The sequence below is a fragment of the Syntrophorhabdaceae bacterium genome (assembly GCA_036504895.1).
Lineage (GTDB): Bacteria > Desulfobacterota > Syntrophorhabdia > Syntrophorhabdales > Syntrophorhabdaceae > PNOM01.
Genome location: DASXUJ010000062.1, coordinates 143,657 through 168,103, shown reverse-complemented (window position 1 = coordinate 168,103; position 24,447 = coordinate 143,657). Strand labels below are relative to the sequence as shown.

The 24,447-nt window shown below is 54.6% G+C and carries 18 protein-coding genes; 16 read left to right on the top strand and 2 right to left on the bottom strand.

The window, feature by feature from the left end:
* The first annotated feature begins 276 nt into the window (after positions 1 to 276).
* The 5 genes from VGJ94_08400 to VGJ94_08380 all read left to right on the top strand — a co-directional run bounded on the left by VGJ94_08400 (position 277) and on the right by VGJ94_08380 (position 7,661).
* Positions 277 to 3,222, top strand: a complete 2,946-nt coding sequence (locus tag VGJ94_08400) for a PAS domain S-box protein (protein ID HEY3276627.1) — start codon at positions 277 to 279, stop codon at positions 3,220 to 3,222.
* Between the two features lie 133 nt (positions 3,223 to 3,355).
* Positions 3,356 to 4,294: a MoxR family ATPase gene (locus tag VGJ94_08395; protein ID HEY3276626.1), complete on the top strand. Its 939-nt coding sequence runs from the start codon at positions 3,356 to 3,358 to the stop codon at positions 4,292 to 4,294.
* Positions 4,294 to 5,499: a DUF58 domain-containing protein gene (locus VGJ94_08390; GenBank protein ID HEY3276625.1), complete on the top strand. Its 1,206-nt coding sequence runs from the start codon at positions 4,294 to 4,296 to the stop codon at positions 5,497 to 5,499. Before VGJ94_08395 ends, VGJ94_08390 begins: the two co-directional genes overlap by 1 nt.
* Positions 5,496 to 6,893, top strand: coding sequence for a DUF4129 domain-containing protein (locus VGJ94_08385; protein HEY3276624.1), 1,398 nt, complete (start codon positions 5,496 to 5,498; stop codon positions 6,891 to 6,893). Before VGJ94_08390 ends, VGJ94_08385 begins: the two co-directional genes overlap by 4 nt.
* A 219-nt stretch (positions 6,894 to 7,112) precedes the next feature.
* Complete coding sequence (locus VGJ94_08380; GenBank protein ID HEY3276623.1) at positions 7,113 to 7,661, top strand: N-acetyltransferase; 549 nt, start codon at positions 7,113 to 7,115, stop codon at positions 7,659 to 7,661.
* Between the two features lie 148 nt (positions 7,662 to 7,809).
* Here VGJ94_08380 and VGJ94_08375 read toward each other — a convergent pair whose 3' ends face one another.
* Positions 7,810 to 8,475: a methyltransferase domain-containing protein gene (locus tag VGJ94_08375; GenBank protein ID HEY3276622.1), complete on the bottom strand. Its 666-nt coding sequence runs from the start codon at positions 8,473 to 8,475 to the stop codon at positions 7,810 to 7,812.
* Between the two features lie 222 nt (positions 8,476 to 8,697).
* Between VGJ94_08375 and ilvD the strand changes: the two genes are divergently transcribed.
* Positions 8,698 to 10,356 carry a dihydroxy-acid dehydratase gene (gene ilvD / locus VGJ94_08370; GenBank protein HEY3276621.1) on the top strand — a complete coding sequence of 553 codons (1,659 nt, stop codon included), beginning with the start codon at positions 8,698 to 8,700 and terminating at the stop codon, positions 10,354 to 10,356.
* Complete coding sequence (locus VGJ94_08365) at positions 10,353 to 12,437, top strand: NAD(+) synthase (protein HEY3276620.1); 2,085 nt, start codon at positions 10,353 to 10,355, stop codon at positions 12,435 to 12,437. Before ilvD ends, VGJ94_08365 begins: the two co-directional genes overlap by 4 nt.
* Before the next feature lie 30 nt (positions 12,438 to 12,467).
* Here the strand turns inward: VGJ94_08365 and VGJ94_08360 are convergent, their stop codons facing one another.
* Positions 12,468 to 13,592 (bottom strand): HDOD domain-containing protein, encoded by a 1,125-nt coding sequence (locus VGJ94_08360; GenBank protein HEY3276619.1) that lies wholly within the window; start codon positions 13,590 to 13,592, stop codon positions 12,468 to 12,470.
* A gap of 173 nt (positions 13,593 to 13,765) precedes the next feature.
* Between VGJ94_08360 and VGJ94_08355 the strand changes: the two genes are divergently transcribed.
* The 9 genes from VGJ94_08355 (at position 13,766) to VGJ94_08315 (ending at position 24,446) form a co-directional block, all read left to right on the top strand.
* A complete protein-coding gene (locus tag VGJ94_08355; protein ID HEY3276618.1) occupies positions 13,766 to 15,451 on the top strand; it encodes an adenosylcobalamin-dependent ribonucleoside-diphosphate reductase in 1,686 nt (561 codons plus the stop codon).
* A 59-nt stretch (positions 15,452 to 15,510) separates the two neighbouring features.
* Entirely contained in the window at positions 15,511 to 16,200 is a 690-nt protein-coding gene (locus VGJ94_08350; protein ID HEY3276617.1) for an isochorismatase family protein, read from the top strand.
* Between the two features lie 172 nt (positions 16,201 to 16,372).
* Entirely contained in the window at positions 16,373 to 17,551 is a 1,179-nt protein-coding gene (locus VGJ94_08345) for a methyl-accepting chemotaxis protein (protein ID HEY3276616.1), read from the top strand.
* A 136-nt stretch (positions 17,552 to 17,687) separates the two neighbouring features.
* Positions 17,688 to 17,894 carry a hypothetical protein gene (locus VGJ94_08340; protein HEY3276615.1) on the top strand — a complete coding sequence of 69 codons (207 nt, stop codon included), beginning with the start codon at positions 17,688 to 17,690 and terminating at the stop codon, positions 17,892 to 17,894.
* Positions 17,895 to 17,951: 57 nt separating this feature from the next.
* Positions 17,952 to 18,521, top strand: a complete 570-nt coding sequence (locus VGJ94_08335; GenBank protein HEY3276614.1) for a DJ-1 family glyoxalase III — start codon at positions 17,952 to 17,954, stop codon at positions 18,519 to 18,521.
* A 98-nt stretch (positions 18,522 to 18,619) separates the two neighbouring features.
* Positions 18,620 to 20,107 carry an RtcB family protein gene (locus VGJ94_08330; protein HEY3276613.1) on the top strand — a complete coding sequence of 496 codons (1,488 nt, stop codon included), beginning with the start codon at positions 18,620 to 18,622 and terminating at the stop codon, positions 20,105 to 20,107.
* A 5-nt stretch (positions 20,108 to 20,112) separates the two neighbouring features.
* The gene (locus VGJ94_08325; protein ID HEY3276612.1) at positions 20,113 to 20,544 is read left to right on the top strand and encodes an archease; all 432 of its coding nucleotides are present in this window, start codon (positions 20,113 to 20,115) and stop codon (positions 20,542 to 20,544) included.
* A gap of 123 nt (positions 20,545 to 20,667) precedes the next feature.
* Complete coding sequence (locus VGJ94_08320; GenBank protein ID HEY3276611.1) at positions 20,668 to 22,329, top strand: methyl-accepting chemotaxis protein; 1,662 nt, start codon at positions 20,668 to 20,670, stop codon at positions 22,327 to 22,329.
* On the top strand, positions 22,326 to 24,446 hold the full coding sequence (locus VGJ94_08315; protein ID HEY3276610.1) for a methyl-accepting chemotaxis protein: 2,121 nt from the start codon (positions 22,326 to 22,328) through the stop codon (positions 24,444 to 24,446). Before VGJ94_08320 ends, VGJ94_08315 begins: the two co-directional genes overlap by 4 nt.
* Position 24,447: the final 1 nt, after the last annotated feature.

Below are 24,447 nucleotides of genomic sequence, written 5' to 3'. Positions count from 1 at the left end.
AAAATCGATTTAAAAATCTAAAATACTTAAGAAATCCTCTGCCCGTCCGTTAATACTATAAGACGATAAAGTGCGTTGCATGAATTGGTTGTTCCTGCGGTTCAGGACGAACCCATGCGGGAATTGCGACTTTGGGAATAACAGGAAATTAAGGTAATTGAGGGTGACAGGGTCAAAAACAGATCATCTCGGACAGGCTCGACCGGTTTTTGGCGGGCCTGGGTCGCACAGCCGGCGAATAGCCCGGCCGGGATTTGCCTTATACCGGGGCCGCCCATGAATTCACGAATCCATCCGTCACGACGCATCACCGCCGATTATTCCACGTTTGAAGATTATCAACGAATATTTCCCGCGGTAGCAGAAATATTCGACAGGATGTTCCCCCTGATGCTGACTTTCGGAGTGGCCGCGCTGGGAGTCTCTCTCTGGCGTGCCCTCTCGAAGCCAGGTTTCACTTTCCCCTTCTTTCTCCATGTGGTGACACTCCTCGCAGTTTCTCTTGTTTTCAAATACCGGAGAAGGTGGCCTGTTCCCCGTGTTTTCGGATTCATGCTCCTGATCGGTTATTTCATTGCCCTCCAGTCGCTCCTGGATCTCGGTTTGGGGGGTACCGGCATGCTTCACCTCTCCGCCCTATGCGCATTTGCGGGGATTTTTCTCGGACTGAGGGCAGGCGTTATGGCTGTCGCGGCCGGTGGAATGATTATCTGTCTTGCAGGAGCCTGTGTATGCACCGGAATTGTGGTGACCAGGCCAGGCGTGGCTGCTTACATGATCTCTCCCTTTGGCTGGATCATGGATCTCCTGTGCTATCTCATGTATCTGGTGCCTCTGGTTCTGGCGACCCATGGTCTTCACACGCGGATGGCGGCATCCATGGGACTCCAGAAAGAGGACAATACCCGGCTTGAAAAAGAGATAAAGATGCGGAACCAAGCGGAGGAGGCCCTCCGGGAGAGCGAGGGGCGGCTCCGCGAGGTAATTGACCTCGTCCCACATTTCATCTTCGCAAAAGATCGCGATGGCCGCTTCATTCTCGCAAATAAGGCAGTGGCCGACGCGTTCGGGACCACGGTGGAAGGTCTCCTCGGGAAAAGGGATCGTGATTTCAATCCGAAGGGGGAGGAAGTGGAGCATTTCCGGGAGGACGATCTCGGGGTCATAGAAGGGGGCGTTCCCAAAGAGATCCCGGAGGAGCGGATCACCGACATCACCGGCCGCACGCGCATCCTGCGGACCGTCAAGATACCCTTTTCCGTCTCGGCGACAGGGGAAAGGGCAGTTTTGGGAGTCTCCACCGATATCACGGCCTTTCTCCGCGCGGAAGAAAAGGCAGCCGAAGGAGAAAGACGCTACCGGGAGCTTGCGGAATCGCTGCCCCAGGCGATCGCGGAACTGGACGAAATGGGCAACTTCACCTTTGAAAACGAGCATGGGTGCAGGCTGTTCGGTTACACGAAAGAGGAGTTCGATAGCCGGACCCGAAACTTGAGTCAGGTGCTCACCCCGGAGGATTACAAAAGAGCGAGCGAGAACGTGAGGAGGCTGGCAGCAGGGGAGACACGGATGGGAACGCCGGAGTATATGGCAGTTCGCAAGGATGGCAGTGTTTTCCCGGTGACGATCTATGCGAGTCCCATAATGAGAGGGGGGGTCCTCTCAGGATTCCGGGCCATTATCATCGATATATCGGAGAGAAAAAGCATCGAGCAGGCGCTTAAGGAATCGGAGGCAAAATACCGGGGCGTGGTGGAGAGCTCCCTCGTGGGCTTCTATATCATTCAGGATGACTTCTTCCGTTTCGTGAACCAAAGGTTCTGCGACATGACGGGGTATTCTTACAACGAGCTCGTAGATACATTAGGCCCCGCCGACCTGACCCACCCGGACGATAAGGCGCTGGTGAGTGAAAACATTGCGGCCAGAATGGCGGGCGAGATGAACCATATCGAGTATGACTTCAGGTCTATCAGAAAAGACGGCCATGTCTGTATTCTGAAAACCCTGGGCAGCGCCATCACCTACGAAGGGCGGGTTGCGGCAATGGGGACGGTTATCGAGATTACCAGGGAGAAGCATTTGGAGTCCCATCTTCGTCAGGCCCAGAAAATGGAGGCCATAGGTACCCTGACGGGCGGCATCGCACATGATTTCAACAATATCCTCACGGCCCTCGTGGGTTACGGCAGCCTTCTCCAGATGAGAATGGACGGCTCCGATCCTTTGCGCGTCTACGTGGACCAAATTCTTTCTGCAGCGCAAAAGGCAGCAGGACTGACGAAGGTTCTCCTCACCTTCGGCCGTAAACAACCGATCAACCTGCAACCTATCCGTCTCAACGATATCGTGGAAGGGACCAAGCAGCTCCTGAACAGGCTCCTCACCGAAGATATCACCCTCCACACCCGTCTCGATTCGGAAAATGTATCCTTCATGGCCGATGCGACGCAGATCGACCAGATCCTCTTCAACCTCGTCACGAATGCGAGGGATTCCATGCCTAAAGGGGGCGTGATCGCCATCGAAACGCAGACGGTCCTGCTCGATGAGCTGTTCATGTCCATTCATGGCTTCGGTCAACCGGGTCAATATGTGCTCCTGGTGGTGTCGGATACGGGCGTGGGAATGGACGAGGCCACAAGGGAGAAGATATTCGAGCCCTTTTTTACCACAAAAGCGACAGGCAAGGGCACGGGTCTCGGGCTGGCCACAGTATACGGAATCGTAAAACAGCATGGCGGGTATATTACGGTTTACAGCGAACAGGGCACGGGCACCTCATTCAGAATCTATTTTCCCGTCGCAAAAGGGGCGCCCAGGACGGAACAGTCCCAGTCTCTTGCACTGGATAAAGGGAAAGAGACCATTCTCATTGCAGAGGACAATGACGAGGTGCGAAGGTTTACGAGAGATATCCTGAAATTGTGCGGGTACCGGGTTGTAGAAGCGGTTGACGGTGAAGATGGGGTGGCTAAATTTCGTGAGGCGGAAAAAATCGATCTTCTCCTTCTCGATACGGTGATGCCCAGGAAGAATGGGAAAGAGGCGTTGGAGGAGATCAAAAAGATAAGGCCCGACGTGAGGTTCCTCTTCATGAGCGGTCATACCATGGATATCCTTCTCGATAAAGGACTTAAGGAAAAGGAGTTCGATTTTATATCGAAACCTCTCTCCCCCAACGAGCTGCTCCGGAAGGTGAGGGAGATATTGGACCGGTAAGGAGCGAATCGCCGGTCCCGGTTTTGAGGAGGAACCGGGGGAACAATTCTCTTTACAGACTGCCGCCTGCGTGGTACTAAATAGCGGGTAATCTTCCCTTCCTCTTACAAGGAGAACGACAGCCGGGGGCGCGGTGCAATTCGATTCATGCGCAGCAATAATTGAAAATATTTCACGTGTGATTGTGGGAAAACGGGACACCATGGAGCTCCTTCTCGTGGGGCTTCTGGCGGACGGGCATGTGCTTCTTGAAGATGCACCAGGTCTTGGAAAGACGCTGCTGGCAAAAGCCCTCGCATTATCCATAGGCGCTTCTTTTAAGCGGGTACAGTTTACCCCCGACCTCCTGCCTGCCGATATTACGGGATTTAATATCTATAATCCCCAATCGGGTCAATTCACTTTTCAGCACGGTCCCGTCATGACCCACGTGCTCCTGGCGGACGAGATTAACCGTACCATTCCCAGAACCCAGGCGAGCCTCCTCGAGAGCATGGAAGAACGCCAGGTCACGGTGGACGGTACGAGTTACGCTCTGCCCCATCCATTCTTCGTGGTAGCCACCCAAAATCCTATCGAGCTGGAGGGGACGTTCCCTCTGCCGGAAGCACAGCTCGACAGGTTCCTCCTAAGAATCCGCCCCGGTTACCCTGATATGAGTGAGGAAGTCGAGATCCTCGAGCGCTTTCAGGAAAAGGAGCCGTTACATGAGCTGCATGGGGTGGCGAGTCCCGAGATTATCTTATCCCTCCAGGAGGCGCGGAAGAGGATAAGGGTTTCTTTGCCCGTGAGGGAGTATATTGCCAATATCGTCAGGGCCACCCGCGTACACCGGTCGCTCCGCCTCGGCGCAAGCCCCAGGGGCTCCCTTGGACTCATGAGGGCCGGTCAGGCGTTGGCGGCGCTTCGGGGGAGGGAATATGTGCTTCCCGACGACGTAAAGGCATTGGCGGTCCAGGTCCTTTCCCACAGGCTGATTCTCAGGGATGAAGAGCGGTTGCAGGGGAAGAGACAGGAAGATGTAATCGACGAGATCCTGAATCACATGCCCGTTCCTGCCCCGGTGGGGTGATGACCCGTAACACCGAAGAACTCCGCAGGGTATCGACTCTTTTCTTGACGGTCCCCGCGATGCTTTTCGCGGGGCTGACACTCTTTCTTTCTCTGATTTACGCTGAGCGGGGCCTGATCGCCCTTTCATTGCTCGTTTTGGGCCTTGGGGGAGGCTTAAGGGTATGGGGCCGTTTCAGTTTCCATGGGGTGGAATGCAGCCGGGAATTGGGAAACCGGCGGATTTTTGCCGGTGAAGAGCTTACTTTCGTTCTGGCGGCCGAAAACCGTAAATTGATGCCCATCTGGTTAGAGCTCCATGCGCCGGTCTGCGAAGCCGGGGAGTCCCCGGCGGACGAAATGGACGTGACGGTCAAGGGCACGCTCCTGTGGCACCAGGGGATACGTGCCGAACGGAGCTTAGGGGTTTTGACAAGGGGCGTTTACGAGATAGGGCCCATTTGTGCGACATCCGCGGACCTTCCCGGTTTTTTTCCAAGGAAGGAAATGATCGGGGATTCCTCCGAGATTATAGTCTTCCCGAGACTGGTCGATCCCGGTCCCCTTTCCTTCCCGAGGCGGGATCTTTTCGGCGCGGCCGGAGCTCAAAGCGCCATTAAGGATCCTCTCTATATATCGGGCACTGCTGATTACCGTCATGGAACGCCCTCGCGTTACATCCATTGGAAGGCGAGCGCGCGACACCACCGTCTTCAGGAGAAAGTCTTCGAGTCCTCCCAACACGAAAAGGCGCTGATCGTTATAGATGTTGCGGGATATGAGAATGAACGGGACTCGTTCGAACGGCTCCTCGAGGTCGCCGCATCTATTGTGGTGCAGCTTGACCGAAGGGGCGCGGCAGTGGGATTCCTCACGAACGGGAAGAGAAACGGGGAGAGCCCCTCTTTTCTGCGGGTCGCGAGGAACGGAGGCCGGTTGGCTGCCATTCTCGAAATCCTTGCGAGATTATCCAATCAACCCGAAGGCGATGGGGGAGACTTTTTGAACCGTGGGTTACCTCTGCCGTGGGGGCTCACATGTCTTTATTTTGCCTTTCAAAAAAACCTCCTCGTGCAAAGGGCGTTGGAATCATTCCGTAGACGAAACATACCGGTTCGGTTTATCACGCAGGGAGATGTGTCCCGTCAGGAGGTGGATTTTTCCTCGACCTCAGGGGAGACTCTTTTTGAGGGCGGCCCATTTCGAAGAGAGGCGAGGGCCCCGTGAACCGGAAGTCCTTTCTTCTCTATCCGGCTGCGGTCATTATGGAGATGTGCTGGCTCTATTCCTGGGCCGCCCTCTCTCTTAGTAGAATTGTCGATGGTCATTATCCTCTACATGTGGCCCTCGGGGCCTTTATTGCGGGTCTATTGACGAGCCGTGCGGCTACGGGCAGGGGATGGAGGATTATTGCGGTCCTCGGCCTTCATCTGGCCGGGTTTGCCTGCATCGCGACGGCGGCCGTAAATGCGGTTTATTTCCCCCTCCAATCATTCAGCGATGTTGAATGGCTTAAGGCCCCGATTTCCCATTTCCACGGGTTTGTCCAGTGGGCGGGTCTTGGGTTGGTGGTTCTCTGGACACTTTTCTTCTGGATAGGCGGGGTCGCCATGAGCCGCAGACCCGCGACATATTATAAATACTGCTCCCGCTTCGATATCGGCCTTGCTGCCTTTTTCTGCCTTTTTCTCTTCAAGCTGGCTCTGCGCGTGAAAGGGGGGTTGATAATAGACGCGGTCATACCGGAGGTCCTGATCTTTCCTTTTCTCCTCGCCGGTATTTTTGCTATTGTAATTTTACGGCCGGACGACGGGAACCGCTCTGCATCCTTCAGAGGGACCGCGGTTATCATGGGTTTCATCCTGATTCTTCTTATTCTTGTAGTGGTCGCCACAGGTCCGGCAATTCCGGCGCTCAATTCAGCTGCCCGCGCGACTCATGGAATGTTGAAGAACGCTGCCGGTTTCTCGGTTCCTTTTATCGAAAGTACTCTCTTCTTTCTCTTTTCCAGAGGAAGCATCAGGCCCGAGCCGGCGTCTTCCGTTTCACGGGGAAAAGCATGGAGCGTGTCCTATGGGGCGGGCGATAGTTGGTGGATGGAGCTTGTCGATAAAATACTGGGCTACGGTCTGTGGGGTGTCCTTCTCCTCCTGTCATCGGCGATGATGGCCGTAGCATTGGCCCTGGCGGCGAGATGGCTCCTGTCCGCAACACGCAAAGAGCGGCGCCCACGGCACCAGGTATTTCATGTCCCTCCCTGGTTCTTTTGGTTATGGAGGAAATTAGTCGGTACGGGCGCGACGATAAGGCAGCACACGAGAGGCATCCGCTCGGCAGGCGACGGCTATAGGATACTGATGAAATGGGCCCGTCGCTCCGGATGCCCTTCCCGTCCGGAAGAGACCCCGTCGGAATTCGCGAACCGCCTGGGAACTCGCTTCCCCTCCCTCAGCATTGATATCGGCATTATAGTAACCATCTATAGTCAGGCGGTATACGGAGAGATCAAAACTTCGGGTGAGCACTTGAAGAGGCTTTCGTCAGCGTGCAGAATACTGAGAAGCCCCCTCCATTGGCCTTTGCGTCTAATAACCCGAACAGTCGGTCACCGGCCCCGCTGACGTCACAAGGAGTTCGAAAAACCACGGTCAAGGCGAAAAATTGTTTGACACCTCCCGGTGCGGGTGTTAACATCAATTGAACAAAGATTACTTGAAGAGCGAGCAGTTCCGGCTCTTGGGACAGTTAATCGAGAGGCCCCGGGCGTACACGCCGATATGCCGCGACGTTGGGTGAAGGGATGTCCCTTCGGGATGAAAAGCGCGCGAAGAAGGCATTTTTTGAGTAAAGGACGGTTTCTGAGCAGGCTGGGTGTGAAGGTAAGGCCGGAGAACGATACCGACTGCTGTGGCATCACTATGGTGCATGACTCGGCCTTCAAGGAGACGAACGAGGGTCGTTTCGTATGGCTCCTGCGGCAGTCAAAACGCTTCACCCGGAACCTTTCTCTTGTGGCTGAGGCTGAGCCGGGCAAGGTAGTGGGTCACATTCTGTTTTATCCCATATTGATCGAAGGAAACAATGTTCATTGCTCCAGCCTCGAATTGGCCCCTTTGGCCGTGCTTCCGGATTATCAAAAGAAAGGGGTGGGCAGCGAGCTTGTGAGGGAGGGGCTGGAAACCGCCAGGGAGCTTGGCCACGAATCGGTCATCGTGTATGGTGATCCTTCCTATTATAGAAGATTCGGTTTTAAACCGGCAAGGGCATGGAACATCAAGGCCCCCTTCGGGGCCCCGCGGGATAGGTTCATGGCAATCGAATTGAAAGAAGGGGCCCTTGCCACTTCGGGCGCGACCGTAAGTTACCCCCGGGAGTTCGAGGGCGGATAGCGCCGCCTGCTGCGGGAGCCCTTACGTCTCTCCATTAATATCTTTAACACATCTTAGCAGGCCATTCGATTTCTTCAGAGGGAACTTCAGCGGGACAGGCAAATTACGCTTTTGAAATTACAGTTTAAAATGGCATGATGGACCGGGATCACGATGTGCGGGATTTTGCCTTTCCCACGAGCCGGGCAATCCTTCTGTCCAGTCCTACGAAGAGAGGAGGGATGAAGAGGTTTGCCACATCTTTCCAGGAATCACCTTTCGGTTTTCTCCAGCGTGTCTTCCACGGCTCGAATTCATTCAAGAAGCCGTCCAGTCCATGGCCCTTTCCCTTGAAACCTATGCCCACGATCGTATGAGGGAACCTCTCTATACCGGCAAAGCCGATAAAAGAGGAGGCAAAAGGCGCGAGAAGACTCCGGAAACCGTCCGGGGTGAACCTCCAGTAATCATAGGGTGTGGCGTGAATCCGGAAATCGAGGACCGAGCTTATCACCACGATCCCGTCAGGCTTGAGTATACGGTGGATTTCACGCAATGCCTTGTGAGGAAATTCCACATGCTCCAGGGTATCGAGGGCTATGACCGTTCCCGCAGACTCCCCCGGTTCTTCAATATGGTGGAGGTTGCGCACCCTGTCGACTCCGGTGCCTTCCCTCATGTCGCATCCCACGTATATTTTTCCCGGAAAAAAAGTCCGTAAATCGGCCACTCCTTCAAGACCTGGTAGCTGAAGGGCGCCGAATTCGAAAATGGGCTCTTCCATGGGCAGGTTCCGCGCTGCCAATTCAATAAATTGTCGTATCGATTCCCTCATGAGCTTCTTACCGCCCTCTAATGATCTTTCCCCCGGATGGCCTTTCAAATGCCGGTTGAGTATGGGTATAACATTAGAATAAAACGAAAGAGAAATCAACCACGCCTACTATTTAGTTGAATTCTAAAAGGCTTTTATAATAATCTTCTATATTGACGCCTATTTCGGAATTTCGGAAGGAAGGCGGAAAACGGTTCACCTATACCGTAGGAGGAGAGACGAATGAGATCGGATAAAATGAAAAAAGGGATTGAAAAAGCGCCTCACAGGTCCCTTTTCAGTGCCATGGGCTGCTTACCGGAAGAGTTGGAGAGACCGATAATAGGGATTGCCAATTCGGCCAACGAACTTATACCCGGTCACATACACCTGGACCGTATCTGCCAGGCGGTAAAGGACGGTATACGGCTGGCCGGTGGAACACCGATGGAATTTTCCACCATAGGAATCTGCGACGGCATCGCCATGAACCATGAAGGCATGAAATACTCCCTCGGCTCGCGGGAGCTCATTTGTGATTCCGTAGAGGTAATGGCCAAGGCCTACCCTTTTGACGGCCTGGTCCTGATCCCGAATTGCGACAAGATCATTCCCGGCATGATGATGGCCGCCATGAGACTTAATATACCCGCCATCATGGTGAGCGGAGGTCCGATGTTGGCCGGTAAGTTCAAGGGAAAACCCGTCGATCTTATCACTGTCTTTGAAGGGGTCGGTAAAGTAGCGGGAGGACTCATGACCGAAGAGGCTCTGACTCAGCTCGAGCAATGCGCCTGCCCGGGTCCCGGCTCGTGCTCCGGTATGTTTACCGCCAACTCGATGAATTGCCTTTCCGAGGCCCTCGGCCTCGCCCTGCCCGGCAACGGGACCATTCCCGCGGTCCATGCGGCAAGGGTGAGACTCGCGAAGATGACGGGAAAGCGTATCGTGGGCCTTATAAAGGAAGACCTGAAGCCGAAAGATATCGTCACCCTCAATGCCTTTACCAACGCCGTCACGGTCGATATGGCCTTCGGTGGTTCCTCCAATACGGCGCTCCATCTGCCGGCGATAGCCCATGAGGCCGGCCTGAAGCTGCCGCTAGCCATATTTGACGAGATATCGGAACGGGTTCCCCACATCTGCAATATGAGCCCTGCGGGTCCCCATCATCTGGAAGATCTATTTGAAGCAGGTGGCGTCTATGCCATCATGAAGGAGCTTTCAAAGAAGAACCTCATCAACAAGAAGTGCATGACCGTGGCAGGCAGGAAGCTGGGCGATCTCCTCAAAGAAGCCGCCGTGGAAGAGAATGAAGTGATCCGTCCCCTCGGGCGGCCTTATCACGAAAAAGGCGGCCTCGCCGTGCTTTATGGAAGTCTTGCCCCTGACGGCGCGATCGTGAAGCGGATCGGCGTACCGGAAGAGGCCTGGCATTTTACGGGTATTGCAAGGGTTTTCGAAAGCGAGGAAGAGGCCGGGGCGGCGATCATGGAGGGGAAGATCCGTCCGGGTGACGCACTGATCATTCGCTATGAGGGCCCGAAGGGTGGACCGGGCATGAGGGAGATGCTTACACCGACCGCGGTTCTCGCGGGTCGGGGTCTCGATGCCGAATGTGCCTTGATCACGGACGGCAGGTTTTCCGGAGGAACAAGGGGGCTCTGCATAGGCCACGTTTCCCCCGAGGCTGCGGAGGGCGGCCCCATTGCCCTTATAAAGGACGGGGACGGAATAGAGATCGATCTGGTAAAAAAGAGCATAGAGCTCAAGGTCGGCAAGAAGGAGATGGATAAGAGGAAAAAGGCATGGAAGCGGCCCGAACCGAAGATAAAGAGCGGCTATATGGCCCGTTATGCGGAGATGGTGACAAGCGCTTCCACAGGGGCAGTATTTAAGTGACATCGGGAAAGCCATTCTTCAATCTTTACCGCCATAACTTCGCGCGCCTCGCCATAGCCATACCTGAAGTAAAGGTGGGGGACCCTGCCTTCAATGCCGAACAGACGGTTGCCTTAATGCGACTCGCGGCAGAAAGAAAAGCCGTGCTTGCCCTTTTCCCTGAATTGGGTCTTTCCTCCTATACCTGTGAGGACCTTTTCCACCAGCAGGCGCTCCTCGACGGCTGCATCAAAGGACTCGCAAAAATAATCGATGCCTCCCGGGACCTGCCGGTGGTGGCGGCAGTGGGCCTGCCCCTTAAAGTCCGGGACATGCTCTTTAATTGTGCGGTCATTCTGTGCGAAGGGCGTATACTCGGAGTGGTGCCGAAGACGTACCTGCCCAATTATCGGGAATATTACGAGCTGCGCCATTTTGCTCCGGCCACCAGGGCCCCGGGTGATACAATCGAGCTTCCGGGGCAGCCGGATATTCCTTTCGGGTCAAGCCTCATATTCAGGTTTGAAAAGCAGCCCCTTCTGTCGTTCCATGTGGAGATATGCGAAGACCTCTGGGTACCGGTCCCGCCCTCCTCATATGCGGCACTTGCCGGAGCGACGGTCCTCCTCAATCTCTCGGCATCCAACGTGACGGTGACCAAGGGCGATTACCGGAGACAGCTCGTCTCCAACCAGTCGGGGCGTTGCATCGCTGCCTATGCCTATTCCGCCGCCGGTTTCGGTGAATCGACCACCGATCTCGCGTGGGACGGTCACGGGATAATCAGTGAGAACGGCTCCCTGGTAGCGGAATCGCAACGCTTCACCTATGGTCCTCAGATAATAACGGGTGACGTCGACCTCGATCGCCTGAGCCAGGACCGTATGTACCAGAACAGCTTCAGCCAGAATGGCGAATACCATAAAGAGGAGCTCAGCCGGTTCCGTAAAATCCGGGTGGACCTTAACCTCCCGGACGGGGAGGGACTCCCCCTGGAGAGGAAATACGAGCGCTTCCCCTTTGTGCCGAGCGATCCTTCGAGACAGGACGAAAGGTGCAGCGAAGTCTATGAGATCCAGGTGCAGGGGTTGGTAAAAAGACTCCGGGCAACGGGCATCAAGAAGGTGGTGATCGGGGTATCGGGAGGACTCGACTCGACCCAGGCGCTCATCGTCTGTGCCCGCGCCATGGATGTCATGGCCCTGCCCAGGGAAAATATACTTGCCTTCATAATGCCGGGATTCGCCACCAGCGCGCGCACACTCGATCAGGCGAGGAGGCTTACGGCCTCGGTGGGCTGCACCACGCGGGAAATAGATATCAGGCCGAGCTGTATGCAGATGTTTCGGGACATGGAGCACCCCTTCGCCGAAGGGGAGCCGCTCTACGATATTGCATTCGAAAATGTTCAGGCAGGGGAGCGGACCAGCCACCTTTTCCGCATCGCCAATCTTCAGGGGGGATTAGTCGTGGGCACAAGCGATCTTAGTGAGCTGGCTCTCGGCTGGTCGACCTATGGGGTGGGTGACCATATGGCCCATTACCATGTGAACGCAAGCGTCCCTAAAACCCTGGTCCAATACCTGATCCGCTGGCTCGCCAAAACTCGTGAAGCGGGGGCGGATGTGAGCAGCGTGCTTTATGATGTGCTCGCCACGTCCATAAGCCCGGAATTGATCCCGGGGATGACCGATGAAGAGCCGGGCCAGCATTCGGAGCACGTGATCGGACCCTATGAGCTTCAGGACTTCAGCCTTTACTACATCCTTCGATTCGGTTATTTGCCTACCAAAGTGGCTTTTCTCGCCTGGACCGCATGGCGCGACCGCAGGTCGGGATCATGGCCCGATATTCCCGAGAAGCAGCGTAATCAATATTCCATCGGAGAAATAAAAAGCTGGCTCAAAGTTTTTCTGGAACGATTTTTCACATACAGTCAATATAAGCGCAGTTGTATCGCGAATGCGCCGAAAGTGGGCTCCGGCGGTTCCCTTTCTCCCCGAGGAGATTACCGCGCGCCGAGTGACGGCGAAGCAACGGTCTGGCTGGCCCTGCTGGACGAGATACCGGACGAAGACCCGGGGCGTGAATTTTTCGGATAAAAAGCGACACGAGGTTTTCTTCGATCTCGATCAGTCGGTGATGGGTCTCACATAAGATTCTACGATACTCCGCGCTTTATGGGCCTCTTTGATAAGCGTGGGAGTGATAAGGGCTGCCGGGTCGTCCGGTAAACCGAAATTTCTGAAGTATTCCTGCCGTATTGGAAGTATCCCGTCTCCGGCTCCGCCGTAATCGAGAAGCTTTGCCGTCAGATCGGCCAGGCAAACGATGAAGCTTTGCCTGATGCAATCCGCGGGTATATTCCCGGGGGAGCTGAACGACGGGTCATGGTGATGGGCGATGGCACGGGAGACAAGGGCAGGCAGTCGCCACTTCTCCACAACAAGAGAACCGAGGAAGGCATGGGTGAAACCGTAGGTCTGCTCCTCCCATAAAGGAAGAGGGACGCCCGGGTGAGCATGCGGTCCTGGATCGGAGCCCTCCATATAGTACTTTCCTATGTCATGGAGCAGGCCCATGGTCGCAAGCTCATATTCCGATAGACCGAAATTCGTTTTTCCAAGGTATGCCGAGCAAGCCGAGACGATGGCCGAATGGACCCATATTTTTACCGAAGTGTCCGAGCCGGCTCGGTTGACCGGGATCATACTCTGTAGCGCGTCCTGGAGCACCAGGGACCTCACGTTGTTATATCCCAGAAGGGTAATTGCCCGCCCCACCGACGTGATCCTGCGGGGAAGACTGAAATAGACGGAATTGACGGCCCGAAGAAGCTTTGCCGAAAACACCGGGTTCGTGGAGACGATGATAGTGATCTCGCCCGGATTCGACTCCGGGTCCCTCAGAAGATTGAGGAGTTTGCCTGAGTTGGCCTGCAACAGGCCACAGGCCGATATCCTTTGCTCCATCTCTCTCCTCGCCGACGCTTCCACGGCGTCGGCGGACTTGAGGACAGCCCCTTCCGGGACAAGAACATAGGGGATTGCTTTAAGCACGGGATAGAGGTTCAGGACGGCCTCTATCTCGGGGTCCTGTTCGTACCGGTTATCATGGGATCCGACAAGGCGGGCCGTTTTCACTGGGGCGGGCGCAGGGAGCCCATGACTCTGCCTTTCCTTTATCCGGGTGCGGAAAAAGAGAAAGAGCAGGCACAGTATAATGGTACCCGCGCATAAAAGCGCTATAGCCTTCAAACTCTCCATAAACCGTCGATAGACTGAAGAGACAGTATACGTTGAGGAATCGGATCGATTACATGACCTTTGTCACACTCAGACCGCTCCGGGCTCCCGATGACCGGTTGACAGGGGGATCGGAAATAGTTAATTTTTCTCAGATTATTTTTTTTCATATGAAAAGGATATCAATGGGGCTAGAGAAGACTCAGTCGGGCATCACGGTTAGGGAAGAAAAGATGGATCAGAGCGCGATCCTCGTCTTGAGGAAGAGGTACCTCCTCAGGGATGAATCAGGATCGGTCATCGAAACGCCGCTTGATATGTTCAGGCGGGTGGCACGCCATATTGCCGGGGGCGAGGACGAATTTGATTCTGCCCGGAAAGCCGAGAGGGAAGAGGAATTTTATACGATGCTTTCCAATCTCGAGTTCCTGCCTAATTCCCCGACCCTCATGAATGCGGGCAGGGAACTGGGCCAATTGGCGGCCTGCTTTGTCTTGCCTGTCTTTGACTCTTTGGAATCCATATTCGACGTAGTAAAAGAGACAGCCATGGTGCATAGAACAGGCGGGGGCACCGGGTTTTCCTTCTCGAGACTCAGGCCCAAGAATGACAGGGTATTTTCCACCATGGGCGAGGCGAGCGGTCCCGTATCCTTCATTAGAGTTATCAATGTTGCCACCGAAGTGATTAAGCAGGGCGGTACCCGCAGGGGGGCGAATATGGGCGTCCTCAGGATCGACCACCCTGATATAGAGGAATTCATAACCATAAAGAGAGACCCTCATGAGCTCACCAACTTCAACCTCTCGGTTGCGGTTACGGATGAATTTATGAAAGCTTATGCGGGAGGAGAGGATTTTGCCCTTCTTAACCCGAGAACGAAGCAGACAACGAAGAGGCTGAAAGCCCGCGACCTCTTCAGACTAATCGCTGAATCAGCCTGGATATCAGGAGAACCGGGGGTCCTTTTCATTGACACCATTAACAGGGCCAATCCGACTCCCCACATGGGAGACATAGAAGCGACGAACCCGTGCGGAGAGCAACCCCTTCTCCCCTATGAATCGTGCTGTCTCGGCTCCATCAACCTCTCGAAAATTGCGCTGAAGGGGACGATAGACTGGAAAAGGCTGGGAGACCTCGTTCACCTTGGGGTGAGATTTCTGGATAATGTAATCGAAATGGGCAGGTATCCCATCGGCGGCATAGATAAAGTGACGAGGGGCAACCGCAAGATAGGGCTGGGCGTTATGGGGTTCGCCCACATGCTCATACGCCTGGGCATCCCGTATGATTCCCCTTCGGCGGAGAAGGCGGGAGAAGAGGTCATGAGCTTTATCCAGAAGGAATCGAAAACCGCATCGGCCCGCCTTGCCGAGGAGCGGGGGGTCTTCCCTAATTATAAAGGAAGCACGTGGGACAGGAAAAACATGCCCCAGCGCAACGCCACCACTACCACCGTGGCGCCCACAGGGACCTTGAGCATTATTGCGGGTTGTTCGGGAGGTATAGAGCCTGTATACGACATCCGGTACACGCGCCGTCTTCTTGGAGACGTCGAGCTCGAGATAAGAGATCCTCTCTATGAGGAGATGAGGGAGGACTCCCGGTATGCAAAACCGCCGGATGAACTTTTCCGTACTGCCCACCAGATCCCGCCGCTCATCCATCTCAGGATCCAGGGGGTATTCCAGAGACATGTGGATAACGCGGTTTCGAAAACCATCAATCTCCCCGCATCCGCGACGCCTGATGCGATTATAGCGATATACGAGCAGGCCTTTCGGAGCGGCCTTAAAGGGACCACCGTATTCCGCGATAAGAGCCGGGCTTTTCAGGTGCTTTCGTGTTCGTCTCAGCAGATTTGTTAAACCCCATAGGGGTGCCCGGGGGATTGCACCTTCGTTGCTTCCAGGAAAAGGAGAGATCGATGAACAGCAGGGAAAGAGAGAAAGGAAAGGGCATCGCGGCCCTCGTCATTGACATGCAGGGGGATTTTACCCAATTTGCCGCCGGATCTCTTGCGGTGCCGGGGACGGGCAAGAACTATATCGATGAGGTCGAGGCGGCGGCGCGTCTCCTGAAGACGGCGGGGTTCCTTGTTTTCGGCTCCCAGGACTGGCATCCTCCGGACCATGTCTCCTTCTTCACGTCTCATAAAGGAAAAAAAGCGGGAGATACGGTGGAGGTCGACGGAAGAAGACAGATGCTCTGGCCCCCCCATTGCGTGCAGGCCACGGAAAAGGCCGCGATTCTTATCGACAACGGCCTCTTTCATGAAATAGTGAAAAAAGGTGCCGATTCCCGGTTCGATAGCTATTCAGCCTTTCAGGATGAGGGTGGTAATGAGACCGCGCTCGAAAGCCTGCTCCGTTCCAAAAAGGTAGAGAAAATCGTAATCTTCGGGGTTGCTATCGATTACTGTGTGAAATATACCGCCCTCGACGGCAGAAAAAGGGGTTTTTCCACTATCGTAATAGAAAGCCTTTCCAGGGGGATCGCGTCGGATACCGCTGCCGCAGCCATCGAGGAGATGAAGAGCGCAGGCGTTGTCATTATGAAACAACTCGATTTATCCCAAATTGAGAAAAATAAAGTTGAAAAGGGCATAATCATTTAAGGCTTTTCCGAGAATACCGATAAACAAATTAGATACCGCCCGGGTGCAAAGATGGACCCGAAATACCCCGGCGTCGGCTACAATAGCGTAAGATAAGGACAGCCGCCCTTCAGGGGTGGAATGACCTTGATCTGAATTATTTGGGGGAATCACCTCAATAGGGGAGGGCATCGTGAAACAGATTTTTGCCGATTTGCGGATATCTCAGAAACTACTGATTGCGCCGTGCGTCTTTATATTTTTTCTTCTGGTGCTTGCATGGGCGATCTACGCCGCTTACCCGCCGGTAGTGCAGTTTTCGCTGATCGGTGTCGCGACCGTTGCCTCCCTTGCTGCCAGCTTCGGCCTGGCCGGTACTATTACGGCTGGCCTGAAGAAGACGGTAGAAGCTATCGGGCAGGTGACCAGGGGAGACCTCACCAAACAGGTGGAGGTGGAATCCCGTGACGAGCTGGGCGAAATTGGCCGCCAGTTCAACGGGTTTATCGATAACCTCCGGCGTATAATGAAGCATGTTGCCGAGGACAGCGATGAGATGTCTTCGGCGTCCGCAAAAATGCGGGCCACGATCGAGCAGATGGTATCGGCTTTTGAGGAGATCTCCTCGCAGGTCAACTCAATTGCCGTTGCTTCCGAAGAGCTCTCGTCGACATCTTCGGAGATCGCCCGTAACTGCACGCTGGCTGCGGACAGTTCGAAGCACTCCAATCAGGCGATACATGCGGGTGGCACCATCATAGAAGAAACAGTGGAAGTGATGAAGAATATCGCCGAAAAAGTGAAGGGTCTCGCCCATTTTGTGCAGACCCTGGGGGCAAAATCGGACCAGGTCGGACAGGTGGTGGGATTTATAAACGACATTGCGGATCAGACCAACCTGCTTGCCCTCAATGCGGCCATCGAAGCGGCCCGGGCGGGCGAGCACGGAAGGGGCTTTGCCGTGGTGGCGGATGAGGTGCGTAAGCTGGCGGAGCGCACCACGGTGGCCACAGGGGAGATCGCACGGACCATCGAGGCGATGCAGCTCGAGACTCACAGTATCGTCATCTCTATTGACGAGAGCGTGAGGGAGGTGGAGGTGGGCACTGAAAAGGCCAACCAATCCAGAGAATTTCTCCGTACTATCGTGGGTCAAATGAATACGGTCGATACTCAGATCAATCAAATTGCCGTGGCGGTCGAACAGGAGACTGCGACCACGAGCCAGACGGCCGGTAATATACAGAAGGTATCGGCGGTTATGAGTGAAACGTCCAGGACAATTCATGAGACGGGCCCCGCCGCGATTCGGGTAGCCCAGGTAGCAGAGGCCCTTGAACAGATGATCGCCCAGTTTAAAGTGCGCTCTTAAGGCCATGGGATAATAACCTGATGGTACTATTTTCTCACCCAATCCGGGAGGTCCGTCACGACTGCTGCCCTTGCATCCGGCTCAGGGAGGGCTTAATGTGTGAAAAACAGGGCTTCGAGCCGGCGGAGCGACATGGATGAAGAGAATTCGACTGTTGAAAATCGTAAATGGTGTGCTCTTTTTCACCCTTCTCAATCAGGTGATCACCGCAGTATTCGGAGGATACATAGGAACGGAGGCTTTTGAAGTGGTACATGTTGCAGGCGGTATTATGACGGCGCTGCTGGGGGCAGCGCATGTGGCTCTTAATTCGGGATGGGTGAAGGCGAACTTCTCCGGTTGACAGCTTTCCTCCCCATTTCGATGAAAGGGAAGAGGCGGCAGGCATGAGGAGGTACCATTGGATAGGGCCGTTATAGTACCTATAGCCGACGGCAGTGAAGAACTGGAAGCGGTCTGCATCATCGATGTGCTGAGGAGGGCAGGGGCGCAGGTAACGGTCGCATCCGTGAGCGGACTTCAGATAGTCGGCTCCAGGGGCGTAAAATTGATGGCCGACCGTCTGGTCGCGGAATGCGTCAATGATGCCTATGACCTCGTGGTACTTCCCGGCGGGATGCCCGGTTCAGAGCATCTTCGTGACTCGAAGGCGGTAATTCACCTTTTGAAGCAACAGGCCGAGGAGGAAAAACTCTATGGCGCCCTCTGTGCTGCCCCTGCCATAGTGCTCCATCATCACGGTCTTATTGACGGCCGTCGCGTCGCCTGTCATCCCGAATTCAGACATCTCATCACGAATGCCGAGGTTATTTCAGGTGCGGTGGCAGTCGACGGAAATGTGATTACCGGCCGCGGTGCGGGTGTGGCGGTGGAATTTTCTCTTACCCTCGTGGAATACCTTTTCGATAGAGAAAAGGCATCAGAGGTGGCGGAAGGGATGGTTTTCGTCGGGGAATGGCGCGAAGGATAAGATTCAGCCCTCGCCGCAGGTTAGATTTCATTTTTCAGGAAAATCACGTCATTCGTCTTTTGGGTCCCACATTTCCCCGATTGCCAAAATCCAGGAGGATGATTAAACCTTTCCCTAAGGTAAAGGAAATGGCAAGGCCGGAAGTTCTTACAAGACGCTCCCCCACTCTCTGGGAGATCCCCGTTACATATAAGCCCGGTATGCATGTGCCCGCACGTATTTATGGCACCGAGCAGATCATTAATGCCATGGACGACGGGGTCTTCGACCAAATCACGAATGTTGCCTGTCTCCCCGGGATTATCGGACATGCCTGCTGTATGCCCGATGGACACTGGGGATACGGTTTTCCCATAGGCGGCGTGGCTGCTTTTGATCCTGAAAAAGGCGTAATCTCACCGGGGGGAATCGGATTCGATATAAACTGCGGAATGAGGCTTGTCCGTACGAACCTCACATTCGACGAGGTCAAGCCCCGCCTCAAGACACTGGTAGACAGGCTATTCCACAAAGTGCCTGCGGGAGTGGGCAGCAAGGGGTTCGTCAAACTCTCGCGGAAAGAATTTGATGAAATCCTGAGTTCCGGCGCCCAGTGGTGTTACAAAAGGGGCTGCGCCTGGCCCGAGGATCTGGAGATGACTGAAGAGAACGGCTGCCTCAAAGGCGCGGACCCCGCAAAGATAAGCGACAGGGCGGTGGAACGGGGGACCGACCAGTTGGGCACTCTCGGTTCAGGCAACCATTACTGCGAGATCCAGGTGGCGAAACCTGAAAATATATTCGACCCGGAGAAGGCGCGCCTCATGGGGTTTACCATCCCGAACCAGGTGGTCCTTATGTTCCACTGCGGGAGCCGTGGATTCGGTCATCAGGTTGCCTCCGATTATCTCAAAATATTTCTCAGTGTGGCTGAAAAGAAATATGGTATCCATCTAAGGGACCGGGAGCTGGCTTCAGCCCCGTTCCTTTCCCCGGAAGGGCAGGATTATTTTGCCGCGACGAAATGCGCGGCGAACATGGCCTATGCGAACCGGCAGATGATTCTCCACCGGGTGCGGGAGGTATTTTCGGAAGTGTTTGACCGCGACCCGCGTGATTTGGGAATGCACATGGTATACGACGTGGCTCACAATACGGCCAAAATGGAGCGCCATCTGGTAAACGGAAGGCAGCGCGATGTGGTGGTGCACAGAAAAGGCTCCACGAGAGCCTTCGGGCCGGGAATGGAAGGGATCCCCGAGAAGTACCGGCAGACGGGTCAGCCCGTGATCATTGGTGGGAGCATGGAGACGGGCTCTTACCTCCTTGCAGGCATGATCTCAGGCAATGAGGCCTTTTATTCGACCGCCCACGGCAGCGGGAGAAGGATGAGCAGGCATCAGGCAAAGAAGTTGGTCCAGGGGAGGACTCTCCAGAGAGCCATGGAGGAACGGGGAATCTATGTCCGCTCGAGCTCTATGGCGGGTCTGGCGGAAGAAGCGGGTGGGGCCTATAAGGACATCGATGAGGTCGCAGAGGCTACCGAGCTCGCCGGTCTCAGCAGCAGGGTAGTGCGATTGATGCCGATAGGAAACATCAAGGGGTAGGTGACGTGCCGTACCGGAATCTTCCCGACATAGCCATTGCCGATACGGCATTTGAAGCCACGGGGGAAACGCGCGAAGCCTTGTTCGCCGCCGCCGCGGATGCGGTGATGAGCGTAATGGTCGACGACCTGGGGACAATTGGGGAGGGCGAGGTACGGAACGTGCGCCTTACCAACGATACACTCGATCTTCTCCTTCTCGATTTTCTTGAAGAATTTATTTTTTTCAAAGACTCGGAGCAGCTTTTGCTGCGCCCCCGTCACATCACCATCTTCGATAAAGAAGGCCCTCTCGTTCTTGAGGCCGTCCTGTCAGGGGAACGTATGGACCCCGAAAAACATGCCTTCAAAGTCGATGTGAAGGCGGTTACCCTTCATATGTTTGAAATTACAAAAACCGATGAAGGATGGAAGGCAACCGTGGTCCTCGATGTCTAGGCCCCCGGCCGGACCTGAACGCATGCCTGCCGGTACTCTTTCGTAAACCCCCCATTCCTATAAGGATTGACAGTTTTTTGAATATTTGTGTTAATATAGTCACGATTCATGAGGGGGTAAAATATGAGCGGTCTCGCCGGAAAACTGAAGATAAAACAGAAGCTCTGGATCATCGTGGGCATATCGCTCGTGGGGCTGGTCCTGACCGAAGCGATATTTCTCGGTTCCCTCAAGAACGATCTCTTCGAAGAAAAGAAGATGAGAACCAAGAGCGTCGTCGAAACCGCGTATGATATGGTCCAATATTATTACAACGAAGCGAAGCTGGGAAAGCTGACCGAAGAGGAGGCGAAGCTTCGGGCCAGGTCCGTGGTGAGGTCTTTACGTTATGACGGAAATGAGTATTTCTGGATCAACGATATGAACCACACCATGCTCTCCCACCCCTTTTTTGAGCTGGAAGGAAAAGATGCAACCAATCTCCCCGGTGACGTAAAGGCCATAGTCATCGCCTTCGTCGACAAGGTAAAATCTCAGAAAGCAGGTTTTGTCCCTTATGTATGGAAGAAACCCAATTCGGAGGTCTTAGCCCCCAAAGTAGCATACGTCAAAGGTTTCGAGCCCTGGGGCTGGGTGATCGGCTCGGGCATCTATACCTACGATATCGATACCGCCCTGTGGAATAAGGCGTTAAGGGAGGCGCTCCTGGTGCTTCTGGTCTTTTGCGCGATCGTCGCAGTCTCCGCCCTCGTCGCGAGGAGCATTACCACACCTCTCGCCGCCGTTCGGGAAAGGCTTAAGAGGATGTCCGAGGGAGATCTCAGACTGGAAACGGAAGGGCCGAGAGAGGAAGATTACGGGCAAGGCACGAATGAAACAAGCCAACTATTGAGGGCCCTTCACAACATGCGGTCGAGCCTCGATTCGCTCATCGGGAAAGTGCAGCTTTCGGGTATGCAGGTTACTTCATCCACCACGGAGATAGCCGCTTCCGCCAGGGAGCTTGAGGCTACGGTGGGGCAGCAGGCCGCTTCGATCAAGGAGGTCACCGCGACCACGAAAGAGATATCGAATACTTCGGAATCCCTCGCAAAGACGATGGAGGGCGTGGGCGATGCAGTGGCCGAAAGCGCTTCCACCGCAGAATCGGGCCGGGAAAAGCTGAGGCGCATGGAGCTATCCATGCGTGATTTCATTCAGGCCACCGGATATATCTCCACAAAACTGGGAGTGATAAACGACAAGGCAAACAAGATCTCCGGCATCGTGACGACAATCAACAAGATTTCGGACCAGACGAACCTCCTTTCCCTGAACGCAGCCATCGAGGCAGAGAAAGCCGGAGAATACGGGAAAGGCTTCTCAGTGGTGGCGAGGGAGATTACCCATCTTTCCGACCAAACCGCCATTGCAACGAAAGACATCGAATATATGGTCAGGGAGATGCAGTCGTCCGTTACATCGGGCGTTATGGAGATGGACAAGTTCGCGGAGGGTGTACGCCGGGGGGTAGAAGAAACTTCGAGCATAAGCGATCAGCTCGGCAAGATCATCGACCAGGTAAAGGCGATCAGTCCCCAATTCGAGAATGTGACCGCCACCATGCACTATCAGGTCGAGGGGGCACAGCAGATCAGCGAGGCAATGACCCAGCTTTCCGCTATGGCGGAGCACACCAAGGAATCACTTTCGGAATTCAAGGAGGTCACTGAGCAGTTGAACTCTGCAGTTCAGGTCCTCCGCGCCGAAGTGTCACGGTTCAAGCTGAGTCACGGGTCTATATGAGAAAATATTTAAGAGGTCTCAGGATTTCGCATAAAATTCTGATCAGCAGCCTCGTCTTTGCCGTGCCCATCCTCGTCCTTCTCTATTTCATGGTCGCCGGTTTTAACCACAATATCAAATTTTCCCGGCAGGAGATGCAGGGCCTTAAGGTGGTAGAGCCACTGCAAAAAATTGCAGAGCTCATTTCGGAGCATCAGCTCCTGGTCCGTCTCTATCTGGAAGGCAACAAGGATCTGGAACAGAAGATCGTCACAAACGGCAAGGCCGTAGACAGCGCTTTCACGGAACTTATCAAGGTGGCCAGAGAACAGGAAGGGCTTCTCAAAATCAGCGAAGGGTGGCTCAAATCCGCCAACATGACGGAATCCCATTACACCCGTATTTACAAGAATTGGCAGGAGCTGAATGCGACCTGGAAAAAATTTGATAACACGGTTCAAAATGACGGCTGGCATGAAACCGTGATTCAACCCGTCCTTGCCCTGATCAAGCGGGTCGGCGACACGTCGAATATGGTCCTTGACCCGGACCTGGAGACCACCTATCTGGTGGATGTCACCCTCTCGGTTCTTCCCAAAACCCAGGAGCGGCTGACCAATTTCATCCTTTACATTGAATCCCTTCTTTATAAAGGCTTCAGGTCAAAGGACGACGTGAACAAGCTCGCAGTATACTCCGCATTTCTCGAAAACGATCTGGAGCGCATCCGCCAGAGCATGGCAACGGTTTTCAGCGAAGACAGGGATTTTTACGGAGGGAGCCCGACCCTGCAGAAGAACATCGCCCCCGCCCTCTCCCGGTATGAATCCTCATTGCTGGAATTCCTGGTAATAGGCAAACTGCTCACGAGCGATCCCGGTTACACCATGACCGTATCCGATTTCCTCGAGCCTTCGCAAAAAGTTGTGGATGCCGGTTCCGCATTGCGACAGACGGCCATGGGGGAGCTTAAGATCCTCCTGAACAAAAGGATATCGAGTTTTCGAACTAAGGCGGCAGGCGCCCTGTCGCTCAGTATTCTTGCCCTGGGATTTGCGGTGACCATAGTCCTTCTTATATCCCGAGGTATCTCGAGGCCACTCGGAAGAGTGGCGCAGATCGCGGGAGAGGTCGCCGGGGGGAACCTTCAGCAGGCGAGGGAGAGCCTTTGGGCCGCAGGCCAGGACGGTCACTCGCTCAATTCGGGCAATTCATCCCCGTCCATCGGGAAGAACGAGGTCCATCAGCTCTTCTATGCAATAAGCGCCATGACCCTCAACCTCGATTCTTTGCTTCAACAGGTGAGGAAATCGGGTGTCCAGGTCACCTCGTCCTCCGCTGAGATTGCCGCTTCGGCGAGAGAGCTCGAGGCAACGGTGGCAGAACAGGCAGCTTCCATTAACGAGGTAAGCGTGACAAGCGCGGAAATATCGGCCACCGCACAGGATTTTGCATCACGAATGAACAATATCACCCGTATGGCCGCCACTGCCGCCGAGCTGGCAGGGTCGAGCATGGATGGGCTTTCCCAGATCAGGACAAGCATGAAAAACTTGCTCGACAGCACCTCACAAAGCTCTGAAAAATTGGGCGCCATCAGTGAGAAGATGGGCAATATAGGCCAGGTGATCACGGCGATCACCAAAGTGGCGAACCAGATCAATCTCCTTTCGCTCAATGCGGCCATCGAGGCGGAGAAGGCGGGAGAATACGGCATCGGATTTTCGGTTGTCGCCCGTGAGATCAGGCGGCTCGCAGACCAGACGGCAGTGGCCGCCCTCGAGATAGAATCGATGATCACCGAGACTCAGGCGTCCGTAAGGGAAGGCATAGGCGCAGTGGAGCTCTATACCGAACAGACGAGGGATAGTACGGGGAATATCTCTCACATCAGCGGAGACCTGGAAAGGGTAATCGCTCACACCCGCGAGCTGCAGCCCCATCTCGAAGCCGTAAACCAGGGTATGCACATGCAGTCGGATAGTGCCGGCCAGATAAGCGAGGCCATGTCCCAGCTCAATGAGACGGCCCGGCAGACCCGTGACTCTCTGGTGGAGTTCAAGAAGGTGACGGAGCAGCTCAACGAGGCGGTTGGAGGATTGCAGGATGAGGTATCCAGGTTCAGGGTGAGCTCGTAGG

Coding starts and splice junctions, on each gene's coding strand:
- VGJ94_08400 (HEY3276627.1), top strand. CDS start 277: ATGAATTCACGAATCCATCCGTCACGACGCATCACCGCCGATTATTCC.
- VGJ94_08390 (HEY3276625.1), top strand. CDS start 4,294: ATGACCCGTAACACCGAAGAACTCCGCAGGGTATCGACTCTTTTCTTG.
- VGJ94_08375 (HEY3276622.1), bottom strand. CDS start 8,475: ATGAGGGAATCGATACGACAATTTATTGAATTGGCAGCGCGGAACCTG.
- ilvD (HEY3276621.1), top strand. CDS start 8,698: ATGAGATCGGATAAAATGAAAAAAGGGATTGAAAAAGCGCCTCACAGG.
- VGJ94_08355 (HEY3276618.1), top strand. CDS start 13,766: ATGGGGCTAGAGAAGACTCAGTCGGGCATCACGGTTAGGGAAGAAAAG.
- VGJ94_08350 (HEY3276617.1), top strand. CDS start 15,511: ATGAACAGCAGGGAAAGAGAGAAAGGAAAGGGCATCGCGGCCCTCGTC.
- VGJ94_08340 (HEY3276615.1), top strand. CDS start 17,688: ATGAAGAGAATTCGACTGTTGAAAATCGTAAATGGTGTGCTCTTTTTC.
- VGJ94_08330 (HEY3276613.1), top strand. CDS start 18,620: ATGATTAAACCTTTCCCTAAGGTAAAGGAAATGGCAAGGCCGGAAGTT.
- VGJ94_08320 (HEY3276611.1), top strand. CDS start 20,668: ATGAGCGGTCTCGCCGGAAAACTGAAGATAAAACAGAAGCTCTGGATC.
- VGJ94_08315 (HEY3276610.1), top strand. CDS start 22,326: ATGAGAAAATATTTAAGAGGTCTCAGGATTTCGCATAAAATTCTGATC.